The following is a 12,686-nucleotide window of genomic DNA, read 5'->3' as shown; positions in this document are numbered from 1 at the left end:
GGGTCAGGGGGCGGGGAGCAGGGTGAGCCGGCCGAGGCCGGTGGCCGTCACCTCGTCCAGCGAGCCGGCGATGGTGAAATGGTCGCCGTTCCGCCAGCGTTCGACAAGGTCGCCGTAGTGGGAGGACAGCGGATCGCCCGATTGGCCGGTGGCGATCATGAAACGGGAATTGGCCGGGTCCGACATGTCGTAGACCGCCCGGTAGCCGGCACCGTGGACGTGGGAGAACGGCGCTTGGGCGTCTCGGATGGCGCTGCCGCCGCGGTTGACGGTCTGATTGCCACCGTCGGTCTCGATCCCGATGTCGAACAGGTCCCCGAGCACGGGGACGCGGCTGAGCACCTGATGGGCCAAGGGGGCCCGATGCTCCATGCCCCAGCGCCAATCGGTCGGGTCGTCGCCATGACGCTGGCGAAGTTCCTGGACCGTGCGGTTGAACGAGGCGGTCAGGATGTCGTCGCAAGACTCGGTCCGGTCCGGCGTAATGGTGTCGTCGCACCAGCGCGGCGCCCCCCTCAGCATGTGGAGGAGAACGCGCGGGCTGGACGACAGCACGTCGCCGAACAGGTCACCCAACTCGTCGGCGTAGACGGCGCGGTGGAGATCGCGCAGCCACCACTCGAAGATCAGGGGCTCCGGTTGGTCACGGTCCATGGTGCCGTCCCAGTCGCGCAGCAGGTCGAGCGCCGTCTCCGCCTCGGGCGTGGTCGCGACAATCCCGCGCATCTCGGGCCGAAGCTCGGCGAAGACGGGGGTGACGCTGTCCATCAGGAGCGCCTGGGCGGCGTCGACGTCGTGGCGCTTGGTCTCCGACAGGACCTGTTCGATGCGCGACGCGCGGTACCAGTCGTCCCATCGATTGGTGATGAAGCGGGGATAGTCCGGCGGGACGACGCGGTTGTTGGCGTTGACGATACGCTGGGCCGGTGGATTGAAGGCGTGCGGCAGTTCGTCGAACGGTATCGCTCCCGTCCAGCCGAACTCGTCGGTCCAGCCCGGAACCGGAACGCTGCCGTCGCCCTTGCGGCGGATGGGAACGAGGCCGGGGGTGTACAGGCCGATGTTGCCCTGGATATCGGCGTAAGCGATGTTCTGCTGGGGTGATTGGTACAGCCGGAGCGCCGCCTTGAAGCCTTCCCAGTCCGGCGCGCGGTTGAGCCGGTACAGGGCCTCCGGCGTGGTGTCGCGGTCGCTGAGTCCCGTGAAGGCCAGGGCCACGACATGCCCCTGGGGAGCGGCGCCGAGGGCATCCGGCTCGATGTCGGACAGGACGGGCCCGTGGCGGGTGGCCCGGACGGTCAGTGTCTCGTCCGGCGCGTCCTTGACCTTGATGGTCTCGACCCGCTCGATGAATGGTTCGGGTCCGTCGGGCGTCAGGTATCTCGACGGATCGGACGGGTCCAGGCGTTCGATGAAGAGATCCTGGGTGTCGCCGCCGGTTGTGGTGAAGCCCCACGAGATCCTATCGTTGCGGCCCAGCAGGTGGAACGGAACACCGGGCACAGTGGCCCCGGTGATCGAGAGGCCGGGAGCCTCGATCCGGGCGAGATACCACAGGATCGGAGCGCCGAGCTGCAGATGCGGGTCGTTCGCCAGGATCGGCTTGCCGGTGCCCGTCATCTCGCCCGACACGACCCATTCGTTCGATGCGGCCGACGGGCCGAGCGGCGGCGGCAGTGCCGCGGCGAGCCGGCCTAAATCCAGGTCGGGTAAGCCGGCGAGGGTGACTGGCGCCGTCGCCGGATAATCGGGGTACAGGTCGCGGATGCGATCCGCCGGAAACCGGCGCATCAGCCGGGCGCGCAGCAATTCGTCACGGTGGTTGCCGCTGAGTTGCAACGCCATCAGCTTGCCCCAGACGAGGCTGTCGGCGGGCCGCCAGGGTTCGGGCTGGTACCGGAGGATCTGGAACTCGATCGGCAACGGGCCGCTCCGGTTTTCGATCGAGGCGTTGACGCCGGCCGTGTAGGCGGTCAGCGCGGCTTGGACCTCGGGAGCGAGGGCCCGGATGCCGGCCTCGGCGTCGCGGTAAAATCCCAGCGTCCGCATCAGCTTGTCGTAGCGGAGACCCGAGGCGCCGATCACCTCGGACAGCCGGCCGGAACCGATCCGGCGGTTCAGGTCCATCTGCCACAGCCGATCCTGGGCGTGGACATAGCCGAGCGCGAAATAGGCGTCGGCCTTGCCGCGCGCGAAGATGTGCGGGACCGCGTTGGCGTCGCGCGCGATCTCGACCGGTGCCTCCAGACCGGGCAGGGTGGCGGTGCCATCGATGGTGGGCTGGCCGGAGCGGAGCCATAGCCAGGCGCCGGCGGCGGCCAGTGGCGGGACGGCGACGAGGATCGCCAGTATCGTCAGAGCCGTCCGCTTCCACCGCCACATGCCGTTCGGCCCTTTCCTCAACCCATATTCAGGATGATGGTCTTCTTGTGCGTGAAGTGTTCCAGCATCGACTCCAGGGACGCCTCCTTGCCCAGACCGGAATGCTTGACGCCGCCATAGCTGAGGCCCGGCTGGACCACGAGGTTTTGGTTGACCTGGACGAAGCCGGCCTCCAGCCGCTGGGTGGCGTCCAGTGCCGTCTTGAGATCGCTGGTCCAGATGGTGGCGGCCAAGCCGTACTCGCTGTCGTTCGCCTGTTCGATGACGCTGTCGTAGTCTGTGAAGCGGATGACGCAGGTGACGGGGCCGAAGATCTCCTCGCGCGCCAGTCGGCTGTCGTTGCCAAGCCCGGTGAAGATGACGGGCTGGACGAACAGGCCCTTGGCCAACGCGCCGTCGGTCGGCAGGGCGGAACAGGCATGCGCGGTGGCGCCGGGGGTCTCCGTGCCGATGGCGATGTAGGACTTGACCTTGTCGAATTGCTGGCGCGAGACGATGGTGCCGATATCGGTGGCCTCGTCCAGCGGGTCGCCCATCTTCATGGCGTCGACGCGGGCCTTCAGGCGGCTGACGAAGGCGTCGTGCAGGCTGTCATGGACGAAGATCCTGCTGGCCGCCGTGCAGCTCTGGCCCTGGCGGGTGAAACGCATGCCGGCGATGGCGCCGTCGATCGCCTTGTCCAAGTCGGCGTCGCCCATGACAATCATGGGGCTCTTGCCGCCCAGTTCCAGCGTTACGGGGATCAGCTTGTCGGCCGCGGCGCGGTAGATAATCTTGCCGGTCTCGACCGAGCCGGTGAAGGTGACCTTGCCGACCTTGGGATGGGCGACCAGCGGTCCGCCGCATTCCGGACCCTGGCCCGACAGGATGTTGAAGACGCCCTTTGGCAGGACGGCGGCCATGATCTGGCAGATCCGGAGCACGGCCAAGGGCGCCTCCTCCGCCGACTTGACGACCACCGTGTTGCCGGCGACCAGGGCCGGCGCGATCTTCAGCGCCATCAGCATCATCGGGACGTTCCAGGGGATGATGGCGCCGATCACGCCGATCGGGTCCCGCTGGGTGATCGTCAGCATCTTCGGACTGAACGGAACCGATTCACCCTTCAATTCGGAGCCGAGGCCGCCGAAGAAGAAGAAGGCGTCGGCCACGATGCCGGCCTCGACCCGGCTCTCGGTCCGCAGCGCCTTGCCCGTTTCCAGGGCCACGAGGCGGGCCAGTTCCTCGGCGTGCTCGGAAACGCGGCGGCCGCATTCCGTGACGAGACGGCCGCGCTCGCGGGCGCTCAGCTTCGACCAGGGCTTCTGGGCCGCCGCGGCGGATTGGACGGCGACATCGACATCGGCCGCGTCACCCTCGGCCGCGTGGGCGACTGTCTGGCCGGTCGCGGGATTCACGACGTCGAAGGTCTTGCCGGAACGGGCCGGGACCATCTCGCCATCGATCAGGAGCTTGCCCGACAGGTCGCGCGCCAGCGCGTGGGGGTCGAGGTTGGGGGTAAGGGTTGGCGTCGGCACGATCGATCCTCCTGATTTTCTTGACGGTCGCCGGGCGGTCCAGGGCTGGTGGGCTGCGCGGAGGGTGGGATGACGTGCTTGTAGCACCTGGATCGGCCAGCGGGAATGACCGTGGTATGCGCTGGGACGGAGCGTGGGAGAGAAAACGAGGCAGTCTAAAATATAAGGCAAATTGTTCATTCGCCTTGCTTAACTTAGTCTTTACCATGGAAAAATCATAAAGCGATCAGTATCGCCCCTGTGGCGGGCGTGGCCAAAGACTGGCGGAATTTAGCCGTTTTCGAAGCGCATCTTTCCAGTACATCCCAAAAGGTGGAACGCGAACCCATGTCCTTGCCCTTCACCGCTCCCCTCGCGGTCAATCGCGCCTCGAACGGCACGGCCAGCTATCCGGATGCCGCGGCCATGGTCGCGGCGCTCAGGCCGGAACAGCCGGTCTATTGCGTGAGGCCGCACGTGCTGAGGGAGACGGCCCGCCACTTCGTCGAGACCTTTCCGGGGCACGTCCTGTACGCCGTCAAGTGCAACGCGGAGCCGGCATTCCTCGACGCGCTGCACGACGGCGGGATCAGGCATTTCGACACGGCGTCCTTGCCGGAGATTTCGGTGGTCGGCGAGCTGTTCGCGGACACCCAGTCCTACTTCATGCATCCGGTCAAGCAACGGGGCGCCATCCGCGCCGCGTATGGCGAGCACGGGGTCCGGCATTTCGTGGTCGATCATCCGGACGAGTTGGCCAAGGTGCTGGCGGAGACCGGCGCCGCGCCGGATGTGGTCATCATCGTGCGGTTGGCGACGGCGCGCGGTGCCGCCGTCTATGACCTGGGGGGCAAGTTCGGCGTGTCGCCGATCCAGGCAGCCGACTTGTTGCGCCAAGCCTTCGCCGCGGGGCATCGCGTGGGGTTGTCGTTCCATGTCGGATCGCAGTGCCTGACGCCGGGTTCCTATACGGCGGCGCTGAGGCTAGCGGCGCACACGCTCGACCTCGCGAGGATACCGCTGAGCGTGATCGACGTTGGTGGGGGCTTTCCCGTGGCCTATGTCGGCCTCTATCCGCCACCGCTGGAGGATTATGTCGACGCCATCCACGCCGGGCTGGCCCGCCTGGACCTGCCGGAGGACTGCGAATTGTGGTGCGAGCCGGGCCGGGCCTTGGTCGCGGCGGGCGCCTCGCTGGTTGTTCGGGTGGAGTTGCGGCGCGACAACTTCCTGTACATCAACGACGGTATCTACGGCAGCCTGTCCGACCTGAAACACGCGGGTCTGCGCTTTCCCATGCGGGTACTGCGCCCGGTCGGCGATAGGGTCGAGGTGATCACGGAGAACTTGGCCGAGTTCAGCCTGTTTGGTCCGACCTGCGACGCGGTCGACATGATGGAGGGACCCTATCGGCTGGCGGCGGACGCGCGGGAAGGCGACTACATCGAGATCGGGCAGGCGGGAGCCTATACGCTGGAACTCCGCACCGACTTCAACGGCTTCTGCCCCGACAACTTCGTCGAGGTCGGGGACGACGCTTTTCTGCCGACCGCCGACATGGAGCCGTGCCCCTTCCTGAGCGCCGCCGCCGAATAGGACGGAAGGCGGCACCGTTCGACATCATGCCGCATGGCGTGGCGGGCTCGCATCGGGTTGTGTGTCCCGCCGCCGCCTCATGCCATGGTGTGTACCGTTCATGCCCGTCACCCACGACTCGCTGTTCAGGGCCTTGATCGACGATCCGCGCCGGGCGGCGATCCTGATCCGCGACTTCCTGCCCGCCGACATCGCGGAACGGCTGACGGATGAGCCGCCGACGCTGCTGGATGGCACGTTCGTCGACCCCGACCTGAACCCGACCCAGAGCGACCGCCTCTTCAGCGTGACCCTGCGCGGCGGCGGGACCGCGTTGCTTTACATCCTGATCGAGCACAAGAGCTTTCCCGATCCAATGACCCCGATCCAGGTGCTGGGATACCGGGTGGAGATCTGGCGCAGGCTCGCGAAAACCGCTCCGGGTGGCAAGCTGAGACTGCCGCCGATCATCCCGCTGGTCTTCTACCACGGGGGCCGGCCCTGGAACGTGCCGACCTCCGTCACGGCCTGCCTCGACGCCGACGAGGGTCTTCGGCACATGCCGGGCGACATGGGATACATCCTGTGCGATCTGGGTCCGATACCCGATGCCGAACTGTCATCCGACGCGGAGGTCCGCGCTGGGCTGCTGGCGTTGAAGCACGTCTTTCGCATGGCCGATGCCGAATCGCTGCTGTCCTCGGTCCTGCCCGGCCTCCGCGCTGGAACCACCTTTGAAGAGCAATTGATCCGTTATATGATCCAGATGTTTCCAGCCATCACGGTCAATCTGCTGACCAGGGTGGCGCGCAGGGTCAAGCCGGACCGGGAGGGTAAATTGATTTCACTAGCCGCCAAGGAATGGCTCCGCCAAGGTCGGGAGACGGGACTTATCGAAGGCGAGGAGAGAGGCTTCCACAAAGGCGAGGAAGCCGGTATCGCCAAGGGCAAGACCGCCACCATCTTGGTTGCGTTGGAGACCCGCTTCGGGCCGGTGCCCCGCGAGGTCGAGGATCGCGTGCGCGCGTCGGCCCCGGACGACCTCGATGGGCTGCTGCGGCGCGCGTTGACGGTGTCTTCGCTCGATCAGGTGTTCCCCGAGGAAAGCCGCCACTGACGGCTCCGGCGTTGGAACGGGAAGGCCGGTGTGCTAGGTTTTCCGCATGCGCACTCATCGGGAAATGAGCCTTCGCGGGCTGAATGTGGCGGGGTTTCATCGTGTCGCCCACACGGTGTGGGGACCGGGGCGATCCGAGCGATCGGTCGTTCGCGTCCACGGTCTGACGCACAATTCGCACGACTTCGACGAGGTGGCTCCCGCCCCGGCTGATCCGACCGTGATCCTACGCGGTGGCGACGGCAATTTGCCGCCCAAAGGGCACCGCCGAGGAAATGACGGCGCGTGGACCCCGCGCGGCACTGGTGGAATTTCCCGGCGTCGGGCATGCTCCGCCCCTCATGTCGGCGGATCGGATCGTGGCGGTTCGCGATTTCCTCGTCGGCTCCCGATGAGGCACCGCGAGGTTGGAGCCGACGTGATCCAAGGGGAGCACTCATGACCGCGTTTCCGATACCCAAACCGGCGCAATCGGCCTGCGAGGGGTTCGATGACGATCAGACTCGCCTGTTCGACAGTCTGGTTGAAATCCTTGCCGATGAGCCGACATGGAAGCAGCGCCGCGCGGTCTTCTTCCAGATCATCGAGCGGCTCCGGAAAGCCTTCGACCGGAACCTGCGGGATCTGGAGAGCCGAGGCGATTTGCCATTTACCGCCGTGCTGCCGCTCCACATCGGCGCCATCCTGGAGAAGCTGGGCGAGGAGGAGATGATGTCGGCCGATCAGGCCGCGTTCTATCTGCTCTCGATTCACCCCGAGCATCAGCAGGCGGCGGACCAGTGGATCCAGGGCGACAAGGCCAACATCAAGGCGATGACAAAATTCATCGATACCAACCCCTTCTACGCCGCCCTGCACAGCGCCTATGAACAGTATTCAGCCGAACCCGACGATCGCTGACCCCGATCCCGATTTCCCGGATCAGGGGATCGATGAGGACGCCAGCGCCTTCACGCCGCCGCCGTTCGATTTCCCATCGTTCGCGCCGCGCGCGCCCTGGTGGGGCGCCGACCTCCAGACCGTCCGCAGTGTCCTGATTCGAGGTCGCTATCGGCCCGAGGACTTCCCGGAAAAGCGGATGCGGTTCCGGATGCTGGACGGTACCGGCGACGTGCTGCACGCCACCTTGAACTGGCCCGCGGAGCCTTCGGGAGACCTGCCGCTCGCCGTGCTGGTCCATGGCGTGACGGGCGATACCGAGAGCCACTACATGCGGGCTTCGGCGGCGGTCCTGCTGCGCCGGGGCTTGGCGGTCCTGCGCCTCAACCTGCGGGGAGCGGGGCCCTCGCAGCCGTTCTGCGTCGAGCAGTATCACGCGGGTCGGACCGAAGACCTCCGGATGGTGCTGGCCCAAATAGCCGCGCACCTGACCCGGCATGGCATCGTGCTGATCGGCTTTTCGCTGGGCGCCAACCTGACCCTGAAGATGCTGGGCGAGGGGACGCCGGAGCGGGTCATCGCGGCGGCCGCCGTGTCGGCGCCGATCGATCTGGCGGAAACCAGCCGGCGCATGATGAGCCGGCGAAACTTCTTCTATCATCGACGGGTGGTCGCCCGCATGAAGGAGGAGGTGCTGGGCATGCCGGTTCCGGAGTCCTACAAGGCGATCGTCCGCCAAGTGCGGAACTGCAGGGAATTCGATGAACGCTTCGTGGCGCCGCGGCACGGCTGGTCGGGTGCGGACGAGTACCACGAGGTCAACTCCGCCGTCCGATTCATGGGGCGGATCCGCGTTCCCACCCTGGTGATCCACGCGTTGGACGACCCCTGGATCCCAGCCGACGCCTATCTGGGCTTCGACTGGGGGTCCAATCCGTGGCTGACGTCGTTGCTGCCACGCGGCGGTGGCCATGTCGGATTCCATGGGGCCGGCGCCGATCCATGGCACGACCAATGCATCGTCAGTTTCCTCAAGGGAATGATCAAGGGCTTCGGCGACTCGGATGCCAAGACCGCCTGACCCCCTTCTATCCTGACCCCGCGCCCCTCAGGCCTCAGTCGGTGGCGGGGCGGTAGGGGTGGTGCTCACGCCAATGGTTGGCGATGTCGATCCGGCGGCACACCCAGACGCGGTCGTGGCCCTGGATGTAGTCTAGGAAGCGGGCCAAGGCGGCTGCGCGGCCGGGACGGCCGACCAGCCGGCAATGCAGGCCGATCGACATCATCTTCGGTTGCTTGGCGCCCTCGGCGTAGAGCATGTCGAAGCTGTCCTTCAGATACGCGAAGAACTGGTCGCCCGAGTTGAAGCCCTGGGCCGTGGCGAAGCGCATGTCGTTGGCGTCGAGCGTGTAGGGCACGATCAGCTGGGGTTTGCCGTGGCTGTCGTCCCAATAGGGCAGGTCGTCGGCGTAGCTGTCGGCGTCGTAGACGAAGCCGCCCTCCTCAGCGACCAGCCGCCGCGTGTTGGGACTGCACCGGCCAAGATACCAGCCCAGCGGGCGGCTGCCGGTCAACTCCGTCTGGACCTCGATCGCGCGCATCATGTGTTCGCGCTCGATCTCCGGACTGATGTTCTGATAGTCGATCCAGCGCCAGCCATGGGTCGCGATCTCGTGCCCCGCCTCCATCATGGCGGCGACCGCGTCGGGATTGCGGGCCATCGCCATGGCGACGCCGAACACGGTCAGCGGCAGGCGGCGCTCGCCGAAGATTCGCATCAGCCGCCAGAACCCCGCCCGGCTGCCATATTCGTAGATCGACTCCATGTTGACATGCCGGACGCCCTGGAGCGCCTGGGCGCCGACGATCTCCGACAGGAAGGCCTCGGACGCGGCGTCGCCATGCAAGACGCAGTTCTCGCCGCCCTCCTCGTAGTTCATGACGAACTGGACGGCGATGCGGGCGCGGTTCGGCCATTGGGCGTCCGGAACCGAGGCGCCGTAGCCGATCATGTCGCGCGGATATTTGTCCACCACTGTGCCTGTCTCCCGGCTGGTTCCGTGATCGAACCGACAGGTTACAAAGTCGGCGCCGCCCCGACAACGTCCCGCGATACGGGACGAGGGCCAACCCGCGCGGTCAGTGGGTCGAATCCCCAAAGACCTGCTCAAGGGACGCGCCATCGACCACGGCGTCGATCCACCGGTCGATCTCATCGGCGGAGGCGGCCGGCAGCTTGCGCTCGATGACGGCGGGAACAGGCTCATTCCGCCGCTGGAGCATGCGCAGGAGGATATCGGCCTTGGCCTTGATCTGGCCCTCCGCCAATCCCTTCGCGTGCCCTTCGGCGATGTATGATTCCGCGATCGTTGGCATGATCTCATCCTCTTGTCCGGGAACCACATGGCCCAGCGCCGCACGCAGGCGAGCTTGGTTGCGGGCGTCGTCCGCCATGAACAGATATCTGACCACGCCGCGAAGCACGGTCAAGCCGATAACGGCGGCGACGCCAAGCAATCGCTCCAGGGTGACTTCCGGATCGCCGTCGCGCGTCGCGTATTTCAAAGTCAGCAAGCCGGCTTGGAGGTCGTGGTGGCGGGATAGTTCGGCATCAGGGATGACCGAGAGGTCAACGAGGGTGTAGCCGAAATCAAGCGGCCCGGCCGCCAGGATATCCGGCGGGATGCCATAGGCGTCGCCCAGGGTGGGTGGGTGCGGCCAGGGTGCCGTTCCATGATAGAGGATCACGGCCAGGACGGGCGCCGGAGCGACGCGGAACCCGCCATTCGCCCCCGCGACACGGCGCGCGCCGCGCGTCGCCGCCCCATGAAGATACCCGAAGACCTGCATCAGGGCATCTCCCTCGCCCGCGCTCTTGTGTTCGATCAGTGTCAGGACATGCAGGGGGCGACCGCCGGATAGCTCGAGACCGTAAACCCTGTCGCCGCACAACTCCGCGAGCAGCGGGTCCACGAAGCTCTCCGATCTGTCGACCGCGGGCTCGGCGGTGAGGTGTGCCGTCACCCCCGGTGGCAGTCGTTCCCTAAGGAAGCTGTCCGCGTTCCCGGGACCGTCGAGGATGAGTTTCACGAATTGATCATGACGCCGGATCAAGCGCCCGGCGTCGCGGTTCGCCTCGTCCGTGGAGTCGATGTCTGCCATGGTCGCCAGATGCCGAGATCATGCGGGGTGAAGCGGCCTCGGGATGACGGGCGCATTCGACTGCGTGCATAGCGTTTCTTCGGGTAGTCCGGCAAGTGTCGTGTGGCAATCAACGTGAGAGCCAAGGTTGTAAGTTCAGGAGCCTGGGAACTTGGCGACGACCTCCCGAGTGGCTCCGTCGCGCTGGACGCTGAGGGGGAGCCAGGTTCCAGGGGCTTGGCGGTTGACGATGTCGATCAGCTTGCCGACCTCGTTGGTCCTGGTGCCAGCGGCGGCGAGGATCACGTCGCCCCGTTCGAGACCGGCCGCTTCGGCGACGCTGTCGCCGCCCACCGATTCGACGCGTAGGCCCTGGTCGAGGGGAGCCAGGCTGACACCCAGCCGGGGCCGCCACGAGGGACGCTCCTCCGCGTCGGCGGCGACGCCGAAGACGGCGTCCGCCAAGCCGGCTTCCAGGGCGAAGCAGGGCGATCCGGCGCTCCAGGGCAGAAGGACCATGCCGTCGGGAATGCCGATGTCGGCGAGCTGGTGGGGGATGCCGTACCGGCGTTCCATGTGGCCGGCGCCGACGATGCCGACCACGGTGGCGCCGGTCCGGCGATGGGTGTCCGCCAGGGCTTCCGCCATCGCGCGGTCCCACAGGAGTTGGGCCTCCTGGAAGCGGAGGAAGGCGGGGTCGTCCTTGACATCGCCCGGTTTGCCTTCGCGGCCGTGGGCGGCGTAGATCTCCGCCAAGCTGTCGGTATAGGCGGGGTCGGCCTTTGCTGGATCGCCGACGCCTTCCCGCGCGTCCGGTGGGATCTGGCTCCATCCCTCGCGCCCGACACGAGCGGTCAAGGCGCGGTCGATGTTGAGCGCCACGACCGGGATGCGGTTCATCCGGGCGAAATGGAGAAGGGGCATGTAGAGCGCGCTGTCATAGCCCCACACGGTGCGCCAGTCGGTTTCGGCGAGAAGTTGTTCCTCCGTCAGGTCGCCCGCGACCCAGCGGTCGAGCGCGGGCTGGACGCGGCGGGGGAACATCTCCATCCCCAGCGCCAAATCGGGCCGGTGGGCGTGCAGCCCGGCGAGCGTTTGGAACTGCCAGCGGTGGTGTTCCGCGCTGTCGTGCTGTTCGCCCAGCAGGACGATGGGAGCTTTCGCGGCACGGCGGAACAGGTCCGGTCCGGGAATCGAGGGGCCGGCGGCGCCGGCGAGTGGTTCGGCCCAGGAACCGGGTGGGACGCAGGCCGCCGCGGTTTCCGCCGCTCCACCGCGCCACGTCCCGCAGCCGGCGAGGAGGACCGCGATCACCATCAACTTCCGCACCACGGTTCTTCCTTTCCGGCTGGGTTTCAGGCATACGCCCACACGCTGGCAACCAGAGCCATGTGGTACTGGCATGTAGTGCTGGCGGGCCGCGCGACCATGGTCAGTCAACCTTCGGGCCTAGGCTCCGGTCGACGTCGAGCGGCACGGGCTGGACGATCTCGGTCGGCAGGTCGAACTCCCGCCAGACGTCGATACCGTCACGGTACCAGTGGACCCTGGTATAACCCCAGGAAACCGCCCGCTTGGCGGCGTTCCAGGACATCCAGCAGTCGGTGACGCAATAGAACACGACACCGGTGTCGCGGTCACCCCTGGTGAGGCGCTCGAGGTTCCGCCGGAAGTAGCTTTCGATCTCGGGCGCCGGCTTTCCGTCGCCGACTTCCGGCAGCCACGCGCTTCCGCTGATCGCGACATGCGGCGCCGCGACCAGCCATTTGCCGGCCAGGCCAGGAGCCGCCGATCTCGGGACTTTCATGACGTCGATGAAGACGGCGGTCCCGTCGCGTTGCATCTCCTCCGCGAGTTCCAGCGTAAGCGTGGTGGCGCCGGGCACATGGGATGGGACGGGTGCGCGGTAATGGTCCAGCCGGTATCCAGCGGGTACCGGCACATCGGAGCCGGGGCGGGTGTCCACCATCTCCGCCCTGGGTGTCGCGGGCATCAGTGGCGCGAGGCCCAGGAGGAGCGCCAGGATGGCGGATCTGTTTATCGAGCCGGGAGCCGGCCCGGACCGGCGTGGCCTTGTCATCGCGCCAGCCAAACAC

Annotated in this window: 10 protein-coding genes; 4 read left to right on the top strand and 6 right to left on the bottom strand. The window is 66.7% G+C overall.

The window, feature by feature from the left end; all coding sequences use genetic code 11:
* Positions 1–3: 3 nt before the first annotated feature.
* On the bottom strand, positions 4–2,382 hold the full coding sequence (locus tag N825_RS19975) for a penicillin acylase family protein (RefSeq protein WP_051512645.1): 2,379 nt from the start codon (positions 2,380–2,382) through the stop codon (positions 4–6).
* 17 nt (positions 2,383–2,399) lie between these two features.
* Complete coding sequence (locus N825_RS19970; RefSeq protein WP_037455955.1) at positions 2,400–3,899, bottom strand: aldehyde dehydrogenase family protein; 1,500 nt, start codon at positions 3,897–3,899, stop codon at positions 2,400–2,402.
* 327 nt (positions 3,900–4,226) lie between these two features.
* Here N825_RS19970 and N825_RS19965 point away from each other — a divergent pair, with 327 nt between their 5' ends.
* The 4 genes from N825_RS19965 to N825_RS19950 all read left to right on the top strand — a co-directional run bounded on the left by N825_RS19965 (position 4,227) and on the right by N825_RS19950 (position 8,530).
* Positions 4,227–5,474: a type III PLP-dependent enzyme gene (locus tag N825_RS19965; protein ID WP_084164897.1), complete on the top strand. Its 1,248-nt coding sequence runs from the start codon at positions 4,227–4,229 to the stop codon at positions 5,472–5,474.
* Between the two features lie 100 nt (positions 5,475–5,574).
* Entirely contained in the window at positions 5,575–6,570 is a 996-nt protein-coding gene (locus N825_RS19960) for an Rpn family recombination-promoting nuclease/putative transposase (protein ID WP_037455952.1), read from the top strand.
* A 438-nt stretch (positions 6,571–7,008) separates the two neighbouring features.
* Positions 7,009–7,470 carry a hypothetical protein gene (locus N825_RS36715; protein WP_051512644.1) on the top strand — a complete coding sequence of 154 codons (462 nt, stop codon included), beginning with the start codon at positions 7,009–7,011 and terminating at the stop codon, positions 7,468–7,470.
* Positions 7,436–8,530: a YheT family hydrolase gene (locus N825_RS19950; protein ID WP_084164895.1), complete on the top strand. Its 1,095-nt coding sequence runs from the start codon at positions 7,436–7,438 to the stop codon at positions 8,528–8,530. Before N825_RS36715 ends, N825_RS19950 begins: the two co-directional genes overlap by 35 nt.
* Positions 8,531–8,564: 34 nt before the next feature.
* Here N825_RS19950 and puuE read toward each other — a convergent pair whose 3' ends face one another.
* From puuE to N825_RS19930, 4 genes are all read right to left on the bottom strand, one after another.
* A complete protein-coding gene (puuE, locus tag N825_RS19945) occupies positions 8,565–9,461 on the bottom strand; it encodes an allantoinase PuuE (RefSeq protein WP_037456139.1) in 897 nt (298 codons plus the stop codon).
* A 127-nt stretch (positions 9,462–9,588) separates the two neighbouring features.
* The gene (locus N825_RS19940) at positions 9,589–10,611 is read right to left on the bottom strand and encodes an Rpn family recombination-promoting nuclease/putative transposase (protein WP_037455949.1); all 1,023 of its coding nucleotides are present in this window, start codon (positions 10,609–10,611) and stop codon (positions 9,589–9,591) included.
* A 135-nt stretch (positions 10,612–10,746) separates the two neighbouring features.
* Complete coding sequence (locus N825_RS19935; protein ID WP_198038672.1) at positions 10,747–11,919, bottom strand: ChaN family lipoprotein; 1,173 nt, start codon at positions 11,917–11,919, stop codon at positions 10,747–10,749.
* Positions 11,920–12,022: 103 nt separating this feature from the next.
* Positions 12,023–12,583: a PQQ-dependent catabolism-associated CXXCW motif protein gene (locus N825_RS19930; protein WP_051512643.1), complete on the bottom strand. Its 561-nt coding sequence runs from the start codon at positions 12,581–12,583 to the stop codon at positions 12,023–12,025.
* Positions 12,584–12,686: the final 103 nt, after the last annotated feature.

Source organism: Skermanella stibiiresistens SB22, from assembly GCF_000576635.1.
Classification (GTDB): Bacteria; Pseudomonadota; Alphaproteobacteria; order Azospirillales; family Azospirillaceae; genus Skermanella; species Skermanella stibiiresistens.
This window is presented reverse-complemented; position numbering and strand designations above follow the sequence as displayed.